18 protein-coding genes are annotated in these 15,783 nt (G+C 71.9%); 9 read left to right on the top strand and 9 right to left on the bottom strand.

Annotated features, from left to right (window positions below):
• Nucleotides 1-33 precede the first annotated feature (33 nt).
• From ACIRVH_RS00250 to serS, 4 genes are all read left to right on the top strand, one after another.
• Complete coding sequence (locus ACIRVH_RS00250) at nt 34-264, top strand: phosphopantetheine-binding protein (RefSeq protein WP_020942802.1); 231 nt, start codon at nt 34-36, stop codon at nt 262-264.
• The gene (locus tag ACIRVH_RS00245; protein WP_403946927.1) at nt 264-1,484 is read left to right on the top strand and encodes a beta-ketoacyl-[acyl-carrier-protein] synthase family protein; all 1,221 of its coding nucleotides are present in this window, start codon (nt 264-266) and stop codon (nt 1,482-1,484) included. Before ACIRVH_RS00250 ends, ACIRVH_RS00245 begins: the two co-directional genes overlap by 1 nt.
• A gap of 171 nt (nt 1,485-1,655) precedes the next feature.
• On the top strand, nt 1,656-3,137 hold the full coding sequence (locus tag ACIRVH_RS00240; protein ID WP_403946926.1) for an APC family permease: 1,482 nt from the start codon (nt 1,656-1,658) through the stop codon (nt 3,135-3,137).
• Complete coding sequence (serS, locus tag ACIRVH_RS00235) at nt 3,130-4,407, top strand: serine--tRNA ligase (protein ID WP_403946924.1); 1,278 nt, start codon at nt 3,130-3,132, stop codon at nt 4,405-4,407. Before ACIRVH_RS00240 ends, serS begins: the two co-directional genes overlap by 8 nt.
• Nucleotides 4,408-4,470: 63 nt before the next feature.
• Here the strand turns inward: serS and fabI are convergent, their stop codons facing one another.
• The 6 genes from fabI to ACIRVH_RS00205 form a co-directional block, all read right to left on the bottom strand.
• The gene (gene fabI / locus ACIRVH_RS00230; RefSeq protein ID WP_403946922.1) at nt 4,471-5,238 is read right to left on the bottom strand and encodes an enoyl-ACP reductase FabI; all 768 of its coding nucleotides are present in this window, start codon (nt 5,236-5,238) and stop codon (nt 4,471-4,473) included.
• The gene (gene fdxA, locus ACIRVH_RS00225; protein WP_403946920.1) at nt 5,235-5,564 is read right to left on the bottom strand and encodes a ferredoxin; all 330 of its coding nucleotides are present in this window, start codon (nt 5,562-5,564) and stop codon (nt 5,235-5,237) included. Before fdxA ends, fabI begins: the two co-directional genes overlap by 4 nt.
• 28 nt (nt 5,565-5,592) lie before the next feature.
• A complete protein-coding gene (locus tag ACIRVH_RS00220) occupies nt 5,593-6,960 on the bottom strand; it encodes an MFS transporter (protein WP_403946919.1) in 1,368 nt (455 codons plus the stop codon).
• A 153-nt stretch (nt 6,961-7,113) separates the two neighbouring features.
• Nucleotides 7,114-8,229 carry a fatty acid desaturase family protein gene (locus ACIRVH_RS00215; protein ID WP_403946917.1) on the bottom strand — a complete coding sequence of 372 codons (1,116 nt, stop codon included), beginning with the start codon at nt 8,227-8,229 and terminating at the stop codon, nt 7,114-7,116.
• 328 nt (nt 8,230-8,557) lie between these two features.
• Complete coding sequence (locus ACIRVH_RS00210; protein WP_403946915.1) at nt 8,558-8,707, bottom strand: hypothetical protein; 150 nt, start codon at nt 8,705-8,707, stop codon at nt 8,558-8,560.
• 28 nt (nt 8,708-8,735) lie between these two features.
• A complete protein-coding gene (locus ACIRVH_RS00205; protein WP_403946913.1) occupies nt 8,736-9,743 on the bottom strand; it encodes a DUF2156 domain-containing protein in 1,008 nt (335 codons plus the stop codon).
• Between the two features lie 410 nt (nt 9,744-10,153).
• On the opposite strand from ACIRVH_RS00205, the gene ACIRVH_RS00200 reads away from it, so the two are divergent.
• The 4 genes from ACIRVH_RS00200 (at nt 10,154) to ACIRVH_RS00185 (ending at nt 13,274) form a co-directional block, all read left to right on the top strand.
• Entirely contained in the window at nt 10,154-10,939 is a 786-nt protein-coding gene (locus ACIRVH_RS00200; protein ID WP_399726187.1) for a BTAD domain-containing putative transcriptional regulator, read from the top strand.
• Nucleotides 10,940-11,059: 120 nt separating this feature from the next.
• The gene (locus ACIRVH_RS00195) at nt 11,060-11,494 is read left to right on the top strand and encodes a hypothetical protein (RefSeq protein WP_403946911.1); all 435 of its coding nucleotides are present in this window, start codon (nt 11,060-11,062) and stop codon (nt 11,492-11,494) included.
• A gap of 32 nt (nt 11,495-11,526) precedes the next feature.
• Entirely contained in the window at nt 11,527-13,071 is a 1,545-nt protein-coding gene (locus ACIRVH_RS00190) for an acyl-CoA carboxylase subunit beta (protein WP_403946909.1), read from the top strand.
• Between the two features lie 11 nt (nt 13,072-13,082).
• Nucleotides 13,083-13,274, top strand: coding sequence for an acyl-CoA carboxylase epsilon subunit (locus tag ACIRVH_RS00185; RefSeq protein WP_097251889.1), 192 nt, complete (start codon nt 13,083-13,085; stop codon nt 13,272-13,274).
• A 69-nt stretch (nt 13,275-13,343) separates the two neighbouring features.
• On the opposite strand, the gene ACIRVH_RS00180 is transcribed toward ACIRVH_RS00185, so the two are convergent.
• A complete protein-coding gene (locus tag ACIRVH_RS00180) occupies nt 13,344-13,769 on the bottom strand; it encodes a DUF6299 family protein (RefSeq protein WP_403946907.1) in 426 nt (141 codons plus the stop codon).
• Nucleotides 13,770-14,004: 235 nt separating this feature from the next.
• On the opposite strand from ACIRVH_RS00180, the gene ACIRVH_RS00175 reads away from it, so the two are divergent.
• On the top strand, nt 14,005-14,199 hold the full coding sequence (locus ACIRVH_RS00175; protein ID WP_403946905.1) for a DUF5999 family protein: 195 nt from the start codon (nt 14,005-14,007) through the stop codon (nt 14,197-14,199).
• A gap of 14 nt (nt 14,200-14,213) precedes the next feature.
• Here ACIRVH_RS00175 and ACIRVH_RS00170 read toward each other — a convergent pair whose 3' ends face one another.
• The gene (locus tag ACIRVH_RS00170; RefSeq protein WP_403946903.1) at nt 14,214-14,612 is read right to left on the bottom strand and encodes a RidA family protein; all 399 of its coding nucleotides are present in this window, start codon (nt 14,610-14,612) and stop codon (nt 14,214-14,216) included.
• Nucleotides 14,609-15,745, bottom strand: coding sequence for an acyl-CoA dehydrogenase family protein (locus ACIRVH_RS00165; protein WP_403946901.1), 1,137 nt, complete (start codon nt 15,743-15,745; stop codon nt 14,609-14,611). Before ACIRVH_RS00165 ends, ACIRVH_RS00170 begins: the two co-directional genes overlap by 4 nt.
• Between the last annotated feature and the right edge of the window lie 38 nt (nt 15,746-15,783).

The following is a 15,783-nucleotide window of genomic DNA, read 5'->3' as shown; positions in this document are numbered from 1 at the left end:
CGCGGGGTGCGTACACCTTCGAAAGGAACCGACATGCTGGAGCAGCTCAAGGAAATCCTGTCCAACAAGCTCAAGGTGTCGCCCGAGTCGATCACTCCGGAGGCCACCCGGGAGGACATCGAGCTGGACTCGCTGGCCGTGGTGGAGCTGTCGCTGCTGCTGAAGTCCGAGCTGGACCTGGACATCAGCGACGACGATCTCCTGGAGGCCGAGACCGTGGGCGACATGGTCCGGCTCATGGAGGAGCGGAGCGCGAAGGTCTGATGGCCGGGATGGACATCGCCGTCACCGGGCTCGGCCTGGTCACCCCTGGCGGTATCGGGGTCGGGCCGAGCTGGGCGGCGGTCTGCGACGGCAGGCCGGCCGCCGCCCTCGATCCGGTGCTGGCGGACAACCCCGTACAGATCTCCTGCCGGGTACCCGACTTCGACCCCGAGACACTGCTGAGTGCACGGCGGGCCCACCGCCTGGACAGGTTCGTGCAGTTCGCGCTGGTCGCCGCGCACGAGGCGGTGGCCGACGCGGGCCTCGACCCGCAGACCTGGGACGGCGCACGCGTGGGCGTGGTGCTGGGCTGCGCCGACGGCGGTCCGGGCACGGTCGAGGAACAGCACCATGTGCTGCGCGAGCACGGCGCCGACCGGGTGTCGCCGCTCCTGCTGCCCATGCAGCTGCCGAACATGCTGGCCGGTCAGACGGCCATCGAGTTCGGGGCGACCGGACCCAACCTGGTGGTGGCCACCGCCTGCGCCTCGGGCGCGACCGCCATCGGGACCGCCCGGGACCTGCTGGCGCTCGGCCGGTGCGACATCGTGCTGGCGGGCGGCAGCGAGGCCATGATCACCCCACTGGTCATGGCCGGGTTCGCACAGATGGGCGCGCTGTCCAAGCGGCACGACGATCCGGCGGCCGCGTCCCGCCCGTTCGACGTGGACCGCGACGGCTTCGTCGCCGGTGAGGGCGCGGGGATCCTCGTGATGGAGCGTGTCGCGGACGCCCGCGCCCGCGGTGCGCACATCCACGGCCGGATCATCGGGTACGGCGCGACCGCCGACGCGCACCACATGACGTCACCGCATCCCGACGGTGCGGGGATCGAGGCCGCGGTGCGGGCGGCTCTCGCCGATGCGGGTGCCGATCCGGACGACGTGCAGCACGTCAACGCCCATGGGACTTCGACCCCGTTGAACGATCTGTCGGAGGCCCGGATGATCCAGCGGACCCTGCGCGGGGATCCGTTGGTCACCTCCACGAAGGGAGTCACCGGTCATCTGCTGGGTGCCGCCGGCGCGGTCGAGGCCGCGTTCGCTGTGCTCAGCGTGGAGCACGAGTTGATTCCGCCGACTGCCAACCTGGTCATGCCCGATCCCCGGATCGAGGTCAAGTTGGCCCAGACCGCCACCGAGATGCCGATCGACCTGGCACTGAGCAACTCGCTCGGATTCGGTGGGCAGAACACTGCGCTCGCCATCGCACCTGCCTAGTTCTGTTGTTCGGCGGGTGCGGGCCGTCGTGGGCTGGTCGCGCCCGCGCGGCGGAGCCGCATGTCGATACGGCTCCGCGCCCCTTTGGGGCGCTTCAACAGCCGTCCGCCGAGAAGTCTCTGCGGGCGGCTGTTCCCCGTCCCCCTCCTCTTCCCTGCTCTGGAGTTCTCCATGTCCACCAGCGGTTCTCCACCCCAGTCCGGTCGGCTCGGTACCGGACACATCCTCTTCCTGATCGTTGCCGCCGCGGCCCCGCTCTCCGCCATGGTCGGCACCGTTCCGCTCGCGTTCGCCTTCGGTGACGGAGCCGGTGTGCCCTCGGCGTTCCTCTTCGCCGGGGTCACCCTGCTGTGCTTCTCGGTCGGCTACGCGGTGAGCGCCCGTCGCACCGGAGGCTCCGGTGGCTTCTACGCCTCCGTGGCCGACGGGCTCGGCCGACCGCCCGCGGTCGCCGCGGGCTATGTCGCCCTGCTCTCCTACAACTGCGCGACCATCGGCCTCGCCGGCGCGCTCGGCTACTTCACCCACCTGGTCTTCGCCGCCCACGGGACGGCGGTGTCCTGGGAGTGGTGCGCGGCCGTCGGGCTGGTGCTGACGGCCTTGCTCGGCTACCGGGAGATCGCGCTCAGCGCCCGGGTGCTGGCCCTGCTGATGCTCGGCGAGATCGGCGTGCTGGCCGCCCTGGACGTGGCGATCCTGGCCCGGCACGGACTGCACGCGCTGCCCACCGCCTCGTTCTCCCCGCACGTCGCGACCGGGCACGGCGTCGGTGTCTCGCTGATGTTCGCGTTCGTCTCCTTCATCGGGTTCGAGTCGGCCGCCCTGTACGGCAAGGAGGCGAAGGACCCGCGGCGCAGCGTGCCCCGGGCCACCTACGCGGCCGTCGTCCTGATCGCCGGTTTCTACGCCCTCACCAGCTGGCTGGCGGTCGGCGCGGTCGGCAGTGACAAGGTGCGCGAGGTCGCGGGCAAGCAGATGGGCGACCTGTTCTTCGTCCTCGGCGACGACTTCCTCGGCAAGGCGGGCAGCACCGGGCTCCAGGTCCTGCTCTGCACCAGCCTGTTCGCGGCGACGCTGGCCCTGCACAGCGCCGCCAACCGCTACGCCCAGGTGCTCGCCGAGGACGGTCTGCTGCCGCGCGGCCTGGCTGCCGAGCACCCGCGGCACCGCTCCCCGCACCGGGCCAGCCTCGCGCAGAGTGCGCTGACCACGCTGGTCGTGGCCGGGTTCGCCGTCGCCGGTCTCGACCCGTACGCCGACCTGACCACCAGCATGCTCGGCCTCGGCACCCTGGGCATCGTCGCCCTGCAGGCACTGGCCGCACTCTCCGTGCTCGGGCTGCGGCTGCGGGGCGGCGGCGGGAACTGGTGGCGGGAACTGCTCGCCCCGCTGCTCGGCTTCGCCGGCCTCGCCGCCTCGGTGTGGCTGGTGGTCGGCAACTTCGACATGCTCACCGGCTCCCCGTCCAAGGTCATCGCCGCGCTGCCCTGGCTGCTGCCGCTGGTCGCCCTGGGCGGCCTCCTGTACGCGGCCCGCCTGCGCTCGGCCCACCCGATCCGCTACCGACTCCTCGGCACCCGGCACACCGCGACCGCCGTTCCGGAGCAGTCCCCCGCAGCCTCCCCCGCCCTGTCTGGAGACCGCCATGCATGATCCCCACGAGCTGATCGAGGCCGGTCCGGACGCCGTACGGCGCCTGGCCCGCCGCCGCTACGCGCTCGATCTGGACGCCCTGAGCACCGCGTTGCACGCCCGCTCGGCCACACAGGCCGAGGTGACCCGGCTGCGCACGGAGCTGAACCGCACCGCCAAGGCCCGCCGCTCCGGCCCGCCCACCGAGGCGGAGAAGGAGGCCGCCCGGGCGCTGCGCGCCGAGGTGCAGCAGGCGGAGGGCGCCGCCCGCACGGCCGCCGGCGAGCTGACTGAGCTGCTGCTGGGCGTCCCCAACCTCCCGCTGGACACGGTCCCGGACGGCGACTCGGAGAAGGAGGCCGTGGAGATACGGCACGGTGGTCCGGCCCCGCGTCCCTCGGCCGGCGCCCGGCACCACGCGGAGATCGGCGAGGCCCTCGGCATCCTCGACTCCCCCGCGGCCGCGGGGCTCTCCGGCGCCCGGTTCAGCGTCTCGCACGGCGCCGGAGCCCGGCTCGAGAGGGCCCTCGGCGACTTCTTCCTCGACCTGCACACGCGCGAGCACGGCTACACCGAGCAGTCGGTGCCGTTCCTGGTCAGCCGCGACACGATGACCGGCACCGGGCAGCTGCCCAAGTTCGAGGAGGACCTGTTCCGCACCCAGGTCGGCGACCGCGAACTGTTCCTGATCCCGACCGCCGAGGTCCCGCTGACCAACCTGGTGGCCGGACAGCTCCTGGACGCCCGGACGCTGCCGTACGCGTTCACCGCCCGCACCCCCTGCTTCCGTGCCGAGGCGGGGGCGTACGGCCGTGACACGCGGGGCGTCCTGCGGCTGCACCAGTTCGAGAAGGTGGAACTGGTGCGCGTCTGCGCCCCGGAGGAGGCCCAGGAGCAACTGGAGCTGATGGTCTCCCAGGCCGAGGAGTGCCTGCGCCGCCTCGAACTCTCCTTCCGTACGGTCCTGTTGCCCGCGGGCGACATCGGCTTCTCGGCCCGGATGACGTACGACATCGAGGTCTGGCTGCCGGGCGGCGGCTCCTACCGGGAGATCTCCTCGGTCTCCGACTGCGACACCTTCCAGGCCCGCCGCGCCGACATCCGGGTCAAGCGCGCCGACGGCCGCAAGACCCCGGCGGCCACCCTGAACGGCTCGGCCCTCCCGATCGGCCGCACGGTCGCCGCGCTGCTGGAGCAGGGCGTCCAGGAGGACGGGTCGGTGGTCCTGCCCGAGGCGCTGGTCCCGTACACCGGCTTCCGGCGCATCCTGCCGGGCGGTGGGACCGAGTAACCGCACAGGAAAGGGGCGGGAGTTGAGGATCCAACCTCAACTCCCGCCCCTTTCCTGTGCGGTTCACGCGCCCATCATGTGCACCCCGCCGTCCACGTGGACGACCTCGCCCGTGGTGCGCGGGAAGAAGTCCGACAGCAGGGCCACGACCGCGCGGGCGGCCGGATCCGGGTCGGCGAGGTCCCAGCCGGCCGGGGCCCGCTCGGTCTCCCAGACGTCGGCCAGCTGCGAGAAGCCGGGGATGGACTTGGCGGCCATGGAGCGCAGCGGGCCGGCCGCGACGAGGTTGCTGCGGATGCCGCGGGGGCCGAGGTCGCGGGCGAGGTAGCGGCTGGTGGACTCCAGGGCGGCCTTGGCCACGCCCATCCAGTCGTAGTGGGGCCAGGCGACCGTCGCGTCGAAGGTGAGGCCCACGACCGAGCCGCCGCGCCGTTCCAGGAGCGGCAGGCAGGCCGTGGTGAGGGACTTCAGGGAGTACGCCGACACGTGCACGGCCGTCGACACGTCGTCCCAGGTGCCGTTCAGGAAGGAGAAGGCGCCCTGGGGGCCGTAGGCGATGGAGTGGACGACGCCGTCCAGGGAGTCGACGTGCTCGCCGATGCGGTCGGCGAGGGTGTCCAGGTGGCCCTGGTCGGTGACGTCCAGCTCGATGACGGGGGCGGGCTTGGGCAGACGGGAGGCGAAGCGCTCGATCAGGGTCAGCCGGCCGAAGCCGGTCAGCAGGACCTCCGCGCCCTCCTCCTGGGCGATCCGGGCCACATGGAAGGCGATGGAGGAGTCCGTGACCACCCCGGTCACCAGGATCCGCTTGCCGGCGAGGATGCCGCTCATGCCACCGACACCCCCTTCGGCAGGGCGCTGACCAGCGGCGAGTCATGCTCCTGGGGGCCGACGGCGCTGCCGCCGCCGGGTTCGCCGAGGCCCTCGAAGAAGGCGGCGTTGGAGGCCGCGTGGTCGTCGCCCCACTCCTCGGGCAGGTCGTCCTCGAAGTAGATGGCGTCGACCGGGCACACCGGTTCGCAGGCGCCGCAGTCCACGCATTCGTCCGGATGGATGTACAGGGCGCGCTGCCCCTCGTAGATGCAGTCCACAGGGCATTCGTCGATGCAGGAGCGGTCCTTGACGTCGACGCAGGGCAGTCCGATGACGTAGGCCATGCTCAACTCCTTCTGAAGAACGATGAGTTCACCGGACAGGGCGGCCGGTGGTGCGCTCGCCGAGGGTCAGGACGGTGCCGGCGAGCACGGCCATGGCGGCGGCGATGACGCCGAACAGGGCGCCCGGGCCGTGCGCCTCCAGGACCGGCAGCAGCGCGAACGGCAGTGCGGCGGCGCTGAGTTTGGACAGCGAGTAGGCGGCTCCGGAGGCGGTGGCCCGGATCGCGGTGGGGTACTGCTCGGACAGGTACACGTGCGAGACGCTGGAGAAGACGTTGCTGCACAGGGTGTAGGCGAAGCCGCAGGCGACGATCAGCTCGGCCGAGTCGGCGTAGGCGAAGCCGAGTCCGGCCAGGACCATCGCGGCCGCCGACAGCGCGATCAGGGTGCGCCGCTCGACGCGGTCCACGACGGGCAGGGCGAGCGCGGAGCCCACCGGGTAGCCGAGGAAGGACAGCGCGGTGAAGCCGAGGCCGGCGACGACGCCGTAGCCCTTGGCGGCGACGATCTGCGGGGCGAGCGTACCGAAGCCGTAGTAGCCGACGACCGACAGCACACAGAACAGCCAGAGGACGAGGGTGCGGCGGAGCATGCCGGAACGGAAGACGTCCCGCAGCCGGGAGTGGTCCACGGCCTCCTCGGGCTCCGGCCCGGGCGGCTCCAGCGGCAGTCCACGGCCCGCCGCCTCCGCCTCCATCCGGGCCACCAGCCGCTCGGCCTCCGCGGTCCGGCCGGTCGCGGCCAGCCAGCGCGGGGACTCGATCAGCTGCCGGCGCAGCACCCACACCACGGCAGAGCCCAGCGCGCCGAGCACGAACAGCCAGCGCCAGCCGGCCACGCCCAGCGGGGTCAGCGGCACCAGCCACAGCGCGGCGAAGCCCACCGCGGGCACTCCGCAGAAGGCGAGCGTGTAGGCCCCGGCGATGAACCGGCCGCGCTTCTTCGCGGGCAGAACGTCGGCCAGGTAGCAGTCGGACAGGGCCTGTTCGGCGCCGATGCCGATCCCCGCGAGGAAGCGGGTGACGATCAGCCAGGTGGCGTTCGGGGAGAAGGCGCCGAGCAGCGAGAACACCGAGTAGATGGCGAGGTTCACGAGGAAGGCCCGGCGCCGGCCGAACCGGTCGGCGATCCGGCCGAGCGTCAGCGAACCGATGAACTGGCCGACGAACACGGAGGCCAGGACGAGTTTGAGCGAGGTGGCGCCGAAGCCGAAGCCGCCCTGCAGCACCTTGCCGATGGTGCCCGACAGGTTGTTCTCGAAGGTGTCGAAGAACAGGCCGACGCCGATGACCGCGGTGAGTCTGCGGTGCAGGGGAGTGATCGGCATACGGTCCAGGCGGACCCCGATCGGGGCGGGAGCGGTGACACCGCCCGCCGCCGCGGTGGTCTGGGACATGGGGCTGGCTCCTTTGCGGACTCCTTGCGAACGCCCCCGTCGCTCCTGGGAAGGAACCGCCCGGGCCACCGGCGGGCCCGGGCGTGCGGCCCGGGGGCCGGAATGTGGGGGGTGTGGGGGAAGTGGCGGTGTGAACAAGGGAGGTGGGGGATGTCAGGCCGCTTCTTCCATGGCCCGGCGCCGGAGCTGCTCCTCCACGTCGCCGCGCCGCACGGGCGCGCTGACCTCGTGCAGATAGGAGGCGACCTCGCGGTACGAGGCCCAGAACCCGACCTCGTGGTACGGCACCCCGCGCTCGGCGCAGTACTCCATGGTCAGCTCCCGGGCGCGGCCGAGGTTCTTCTGCGGCATGGCCGGGAACAGGTGGTGCTCGACCTGGTAGTTGAGGCCGCCGTAGAGGAAGTCGACCAGGCGGTTGGGGCGGATGTTGCGGGAGGTGAGGACCTGGCGCTCCAGCCAGTCCAGGGTCTCCTCCTCGCCGTCGCGGACGTCCATGCCCTTGTGGTTCGGGGCGAAGATCATCCCGAAGTAGACGCCGAGGGCGGCGTGCTGGACGACGATGAAGGCGACCGCGAGACCCGGGGACAGCATGGTGAAGACGAGGCCGAGGTAGACGGCGGCGCGCAGCAGGATCAGGAAGGTCTCCAGGGCGGGCCGCTTGGTCTTGCCCTGGACGATCGAGAGGACCGCGGTCTTCAGCATCTTGAAGCCCTCGAGCACCAGCAGCACGAAGAACAGCACGCTCTGGTAGCGCACGACGAACTTCTGGGTGCCCGTGCGGCTCGGGTACTGCTTGATGTCGAAGATGGCGGTGCGCCGCCCGATGTCCGGGTCCATGTCCAGGTGGTTGGGGTTGCTGTGGTGCCGGTTGTGGTGGTTGACCCACCAGCCGTAGCTCACCCCGTTGACCAGGTTGGCGTGGACGTAGCCGACCGCGGAGGCGGCCTTCTTGCTGCGGAACATCGCCTTGTGGCCGGCGTCGTGCCACATGAACGCCGACTGGCCGCCGCACAGGCCCATCCACAGGGCCGTGAGCAGCTGCCACCAGGAGTCACCCAGCTCGAAGAAGGCGGCGAACCCGATCAGCAGCAGGGTGGTGTTGAGGGCCAGCTTGCCCACGTAGTACCGGGGGTCGAGGTCGAGGAGGCCCTCGGCCTTGACCCGTTTGAGCAGCTCGGCGAAGGTCGCCGAGGCGCCGGTGCGCTGCCCGGCGCCGGCGCCTCCACCGGTGGCGAGTGCCCCGGCTTCTTGTGTGTGCGGACGCTGCATGCGTAGCTCTCCTTGGGAGAAGTGCCCGGATCGGGCGGCGGCGCCGCTGCCCCGCGGACCTGCGGGCGCCGCGAGTCGACAAGGCTCCCGCGTGCGGTCACCGTCGCGGGTCAGGTCCTTCGTCGGACTCCCGTCGTCCGCCCGGAGGGCGCGTCGCACGACAGGCGGGAGTCCGACGACAGGGCCTGAGGCCCGCCCGGCGGACCGAGGAGACGGGAGCACAGTGCGGTGCTCCCGGGCCCGGACCGCCGGGCGAACGTGTGTCCAGCGTTCCGTGGAGCGCTGATGTGGCACTGATGTCCCTCTGATCGGACGTGCCGTGCCGGGTTCAGGCAGCCGCCCCGGTGCTCAGCCGCTCGTCCAGGGCGCGGACGACCGCGTCGGCGGCCTCGGCGACCGCCTGGTCGTCGGGGGCCCCGATGACGGCCATCAGCTGCTCGACCATGGCGTGCTGGAGTTCCTCGGTGGACTGGCTCATGTCGTCGTCTCCTTCGGGTGAGGGTGGGTCAGAAGGCGTTGCAGGCACGGAAGATGTGCGCGAAGCCGGGCAGCGAGGCCTGCGGCCCGTCGAAGGCGACGTACTCGGGAATCAGCACGTCGGGGGCCCACTTCTGCTTGTACGAGAGCTGCGTCTGCGCCGGGTACAGCGCCGCGCCCTCGGCCCACAGGGCGTGCATCAGCCACTGGAAAGCGGGGCTGTGGCCGTCGAGTTCGTGGCCCGCGTCCAGGCCGGTGAACGGCGTGAACCCGAAGTGCAGCCACTCGACGCCCTCGGCCCGGAACACCTCGATGGCGTGCGCGTTGATGGCCTCCATCAGGCCCGGGGAGCCCTCGGGGACGCGGCGGCTGAGGTCGTGCATCCAGCCGGCCCGGCTGCCGTAGACCGGCGAGTACGAGATGTAGGCGACCGGGGCGCCGTCGATGGTGCCGGTGAAGAGCCGCCGGTGCGCCTGGGCCGTGCCGCCGATCTGGCCGACGAGGAACTCCAGTTGCTGGGCGCCGCCCTTGGAGCCGAGCCAGGCCCGGTCGATGGCGGCGATGGCGTCCTGCACGCCGGCCGCGTCGACCTCCTGGATCTGCAGGCCGTTGCGGTGGGCGCGGGAGATCTTGTTGCGCAGCTGCATGAACTTGGTGCCGCGCAGGGTGAACTCGGGGAGGCTCACCGCCCAGGAGGCGCCGACCTGGTTCACGGTGAAGCCGAGCGCGGCGTAGCGCTCGGCGTCGGCGCGCTGGAGCTGGACGCCGACGAGGCTGAGGCCCTCGTCGCGGACGTACTTGCGGAAGGCCTCCAGGAGGGTGCCGTAGTCCTGCTCGGCGGCGAAGGGGCCGCCGAACTGCACGGCGTGGCGGCCGGTGCGGCGGTAGACGACGACACCGTCCGCGTCCGGGACGGTGAAGACACTGTTTCCGCTGTTGAGCGTCAGGAACGAACTCGGGTTCTCGCTTGCCGTGTGGGCGCGTATCGCCTCGAGAATCGGGTTGTCCGTGCTGGTTTCGGTGGTGGTCGCGGTCATTCCCGTACCCCTTTCGGGAGCGTTTTCCATCGAAGGGAGTACAGCACCGAGAGGACGTCCCGGAAAAGGGCCACAAGGAATTCATTGCCGGCGTCAGAAGCGTGTCAGCATTCCGTCAGCGAGTGGTGCCACTGTGGTTCCAGACCGGAATTCAGTACGCGGTGACCACGAATTCACCAGTCGCCGCACGGAACGAACTTTTCCCACCCGGTGCTGCGCCGATGGCGGCTCGGCACCGGTCCCCAAGGACCGCCGGCCGCCCCCCGTCCCGGCGGAGCAACCGCCCCGGCGGGCCGTCCAGGAAGCAGACGCCCGCCGGGGCGCGGCGCGTTCGGTCACCCTGTCTTTCACCGCAGCACGACCCCGTAAAGAAACACCTTCGCCAGGAATTTTCACCCAGGGGGGAAGACATGCTGAGGTTCTCCATTCTCGGGGCACTGCAGATACTCACCGCATTCGGCCCGGCGGACATCTCCGGCGATCTGCAGCGCACCCTCGTGCAGACGCTGCTGGTCAGCGAGGGCCAGCCGGTGTCCGGGGAGAGCCTGGCCGAGGAGATGTGGGGGGACGCCGTCCCCGACAACCAGGCCAACGCGCTCCAGGCCCATGTCAGCCGGTTACGCCGCAGGCTTCGTGATCTGGAGCCGGACCGGCCGGCCTCCCGGGTGACCATGCACCCGTCCGGCTACCGGCTCGGCATCGGGGAGGGCGAGCTGGACGCGGCCGAGTTCATCAGGGCGGTGCGGCTGGCCGAGTCCGCGGCGCCGGACGACGCCGCCCGCACCGCGCGGCTGCTGGGGGACGCGCTCGGGATGTGGCGCGGCCCCGTCTTCGGCGGGTTCGCCGGCGGGACACTGTGCCAGCTGGCCGGCGCCCGCTACGAGGAGTACCGGATGCGGGCCATGGAACTGCGCTTCGACGCCGAGCTGCGGCTGGGCCGGCACGCCGCCGTACTCGCGGAGCTGACCGAGGCGCACACCAACCACCCCTTGCGGGAACGCTTCTGCGAGCAGCTGATGATCGCCCTCTACGGCTCGGGACGGCAGGCCGACGCCCTCGACGTCTTCCGCCGGATGCGCCGCCACCTCGACGACGAACTCGGCATCCAGCCCTCCCCCGCCCTGCGCCGGGTGGAGAGCGCGATCCTCTCCCACGACCCCGCGCTGACCGGCGACCTGCGCCTGCAACCGGCCTGAGGATCGGCCGGTTCGAGGGAGGCGAGCCAGACCGCGTAAGCAGTCCGTCAGCCACCGGTCAGTCCGCCTTGGCACGCTCGACGGGCAAGTGGAATCAGACCCCCTACCTTCGGAGGCCCCATGACCACGAGCCAGACCCCGGCACACGCGGCGACGCATACGCCGACCCGTGTCGCCGCGGCGCGCCCGTTACGGACCTTCCTCGCGCTGGACGCGGCCGTGACCGCCGCCAACGGCCTGATCTATCTGCTCGCCGCCGGCCCGGTGGGCGATCTGCTCGACCTCGACGCCGGGTTCCTGCGGGGCATCGGCGTGTTCCTCACGCTGTACGGCGGCCTCGTGGCACTGCTGGCGAGCCGTCCGGTGCCGAGCACGGCCGCCACCAAGGCGGTCATCGAGGCCAACGCGCTGTGGGCGGTCGCGTCCGTCGCCACCGCGGTGTTCGGCTGGTTCGGCCCGAACACCGTCGGCACGGTGTGGACCGTGCTGCAGGCAGCGGTCGTGGGGGCGTTCGCCGTGCTCCAGTCGAGCGGGCTGCGCCGGCTCGCTAACTGACGTTCCGTCACTTCAGGGAAGCAGGGGGAGACATGAGGTCCCACGTCGAGGAACTGGCCGGCATACGCGAGAGCGTCCTCGCCGGTCCCGGTGAGAAGGCGACCGCCGCCCAGAAGGCCAAGGGCAAGCTCACCGTGCGCGAACGGATCGGCCTGCTCCTCGACGAGGGCTCCTTCCAGGAGGTCGAACCGCTGCGCCGGCACCGGGCGACCGGGTTCGGCCTGGAGGCGAAGAAGCCGTACACCGACGGTGTCGTCACCGGCTGGGGCACGGTCGAGGGCCGGACCGTCTTCGTCTACGCCCATGACTTCCGGATCTTCGGCGGTGCGCTGGGCGAGGCCCACGCCGCCAAGATCCACAAGATCATGGACATGGCCATCTCGGCGGGCGCGCCCCTGGTCTCCCTGAACGACGGCGCGGGCGCCCGCATCCAGGAGGGCGTCACCGCCCTCGCGGGCTACGGCGGCATCTTCCGGCGCAACACGGCGGCGTCCGGTGTCATCCCGCAGATCAGCGTGATGCTCGGCCCGTGCGCCGGAGGTGCCGCCTACAGCCCCGCGCTCACCGACTTCGTGTTCATGGTCCGCGAGACGTCCCAGATGTTCATCACGGGGCCGGACGTGGTCAAGGCGGTCACCGGCGAGGAGATCACCCAGAACGGCCTCGGCGGCGCCGACGTCCACGCGGAGACCAGCGGGGTGTGCCACTTCGCGTACGACGACGAGGAGACCTGCCTGGAGGAGGTCCGCTATCTGCTGTCCCTCCTCCCCCGCAACAACCGCGAGAACCCGCCCGCCGTGCCCTGCGACGACCCGGCCGACCGCCGCTGCGACTCGCTGGCCGACCTGGTGCCGGTCGACGGCAACCGGCCGTACGACATGGCCGAGGTCATCGAGGAGATCGTCGACGACGGCGAGTACCTGGAGGTCCACCAGCGCTGGGCGCGGAACATCATCTGCGCCCTGGCCCGGCTGGACGGCCAGGTCGTCGGGATCGTCGCCAACCAGCCGCAGAGCCTGGCCGGCGTCCTGGACATCGAGGCGTCCGAGAAGGCGGCCCGCTTCGTGCAGCTGTGCGACGCGTTCAGCATCCCGATCGTCACGCTGCTCGACGTGCCCGGCTTCCTGCCGGGCGTCGGCCAGGAGCACGGCGGCATCATCCGCCACGGCGCGAAGCTGCTCTACGCCTACTGCGACGCGACCGTGCCCCGTATCTCCCTGATCCTGCGCAAGGCCTACGGCGGCGCCTACATCGTCATGGACTCCCAGTCGATCGGCGCCGACCTCACCTACGCCTGGCCCACCAACGAGATCGCCGTGATGGGCGCGGAGGGCGCCGCGAACGTCATCTTCCGCCGCCGGATCGCCGAGGCCGACGACCCCGAGGCCAAGCGTGCCGAGCTGGTCAAGGAGTACAAGGCCGAGCTGATGCACCCGTACTACGCGGCCGAGCGCGGCCTGGTGGACGACGTGATCGACCCGGCCGACACCCGCCACGTCCTCATCGGCGCGCTGGCGATGCTGCGCACCAAGCACGCCGAGCGCCCCGCCCGCAAGCACGGCAACCCCCCTCAGTGACGGAGGTCCCCATGTCCGTATCCCCCACAGCCCCCATCCGCGTCGAGAAGGGCGAGGCCACGGAGGAGGAGCTGGCCGCCCTCGCGGTGCTGCTGCTCAGCCGCACCGCCCTGGCCGGGTCCGGCGCCGAGCCCTCGTCCCCGGGCACCACGTCCTGGCGCCCGCACGCCTTCCACGCCCCCCACAGCTGGCAGCGCTCCTGACGACCGCCGCCCCACGCCGAGCGGCCCGGCACACACCAGGTGCGTGTGCCGGGCCGCTCGGCGTGGGCGTCACTCCTGGACGAGGGTGACGTCCTGCTCCTGGACCGCGTGGAAGACGGGCAGCGGTGCGATGCCCGAGGGCCGCAGCTCCATGACGGTGGCCTCCACATGGGCCGCGCCGGGGACGAGCGAGCCGGCCGAGACCTTGCCGGAGTTCTGCCAGGAATGCTCGGCGCCGTCGCACAAGGCGCCGCTGCCGCCGATGCCGTGCTTGAGCCGGGAGTCGCCCTGGCTGACCGAGGAGCTGACGAAGACCGGTCCGGTGTTGCCGGTGCAGCGATAGGTGCCGGAGAGAGTGACGGTGCCGTCGGCGGCGATCCGCCCGGTGGGGGCGACGGTGACACTCTCGCCCGCGTCGGCGGTGGCCGGGCCGACGGCGGCGCACAGCAGCGCGGCCGCACCGAAGGCGGCGGCCAGGGCGGGGCGTACGGGCATGGGGGTACCTCCCGGTTCCGTGGGGTGGGGGCTTCCACTGGTACCGGGCGGCCGTGCCGCCGGGCGTGATCGTCACCCCATCGGTGGCGCGTCATGGAACCGTCCGTGAGTTGTCCGCATGTTGTCACGCTTCACGGCGGCCGGTTCCGGTGCGTTCACGGCGGGAGCATGGTCTGTGCATGGCGGGTGACGGCCGAACCGGCCCGCCCCCTCACATCCGCTGTGGAGGTGCGCCATGTGCTCCTGTGAAACCTCGTGCGCCGCGTCCGGCACCGGCACCCCGCACACCGTGTCCGCCCACCCGGAACAGGGCTGGGCCCTGCTCTGCGACGGCTCGATCCGCTTCGACGACAGCGGGGAGCTGCTCCCGGACGGCAGCGTGGTCCCGCCTCGCCGGGTCCCCACCGACCGGCTCGCCGTGGCGGCCTGATCCGGAAGACACCCCTAGGGCAGCACCGCGAACCCGTCCAGCTCCACCAGCGCCTGCTCGTCCCACAGCCGTACGACCTCCACGACCGCCATCGCCGGATAGTCCCGCCCCGCCAACTGCTGCCAGATGCGGCCCAGTTGGCGGGCGTGGATGCGGTAGTCGGCGACGTCGGTGGCGTAGACGGTGACGCGGGCGAGGTCGGCGGGGGTGCCGCCGGCCGCGCCGAGGGCGGCGAGGAGGTTGGTGAGCGCCTTCTCGAACTGCTCGGGGAGGGTGGCTCCGGTGACCTTGCCGTCGGTGTCGAGGGCGGTCTGGCCGGCCAGGAACACCACGCGGGAGCCGGCGGCGACGACGGCGTGGGAGAAGCCCGTGGGCGGGGACAGCTCGGGCGGGTTGATGCGCTCGGTCGTCACGGACGGTCCTCCCGGGTGGCGGTGGCGTACAACTCCTTGGCGATGATTCCCCGTTGGACCTCGCTCGCGCCCTCGTAGATCCGCGGGGCGCGCACCTCGCGGTAGAGGTGTTCGAGCAGATGGCCCCGCTCCAGCGCCCGGGCCCCGTGCAGTTGGACGGCCGCGTCGACGACGTACTGCGCGGTCTCGGTGGCCAGCAGCTTCGCCATCGCGGCCCGCTTGGGCACGTCCGGGGCGGTCTCGTCGTACGCCGTCGCGGCCGCGTACACCATCAGCCGGGCGGCGTCCGTGCGCAGGGCCATCTCGGCGACCCGGTGGGCGACGGACTGAAGGTCCATCAGCTTGCCGCCGAAGGCGTCCCGTCGGGCGGTGTGGGCGAGCGTCGCGTCGAGGGCCGCCTGGGCCATGCCGACGGCGAAGGCGCCGACGCTCGGCCGGAACAGGTTGAGCGTGCCCATCGCGACCCGGAAACCGCGGTCGACCTCCCCGAGCACGTCGTCCTCGGTCACCGGGACGGCGTCGAAGTCGAGGCTGCCGATGGGGTGCGGGGAGAGCATCTCCAGGGCGGAGCCGGTGAGGCCGGGCCGGTCGGCGGGGACGAGGAAGGCGGTCACGCCACGGGCGCCGGCGTCGGGGGTGGTCCGCGCGAAGACCGTGTAGAAGTCGGCCTCGGGGGCGTTGGAGATCCAGCACTTCTGCCCGGTCAGCCGCCAGCCTCCCGCCCCGTCCGGATCGGCCCGCAGCGCCAGCGCCGCCGCGTCCGACCCCGCTCCCGGCTCGCTGAGCGCGAACGCGGCCACCGCGGTGCCCTCGGTCACGCGGGGCAGCCAGCGCTCCCGCTGGGCGGGGGTGCCGTGGGCGTGGACGGGGTGGGCGCCCAGGCCCTGCAGGGCGAGGGCGGTCTCGGCCTCCGTGCAGGCGTAGGCCAGGGACTCCCGCATCAGGCAGAGGTCGAGGGCGCCGGAGGCGAAGAGCCGGGCCAGCAGGCCCAGCCGGCCGAGTTCCGCTACCAGTGGCCGATCAACCCGGCCCGGCTCGGCCTTCTCGGCGAGCGGGCGCAACCGTTCGGCGGCCAGGGTGCGCAGCTCGGCACACCAGGCGACCTGTTCCGGTCCGAGTGAGAATGCAGGCATCGCCGGTCCCCTCTCCCGTGCAGCCACCCGACCGTATC

Origin of the sequence: Streptomyces sp. NPDC101165 (assembly GCF_044768135.1) — a bacterium.
Taxonomy (GTDB): Bacteria; Actinomycetota; Actinomycetes; order Streptomycetales; family Streptomycetaceae; genus Streptomyces.
Note: the sequence above shows the minus strand (reverse complement) of the source record. Positions and strands in the feature narration are given on the sequence as shown.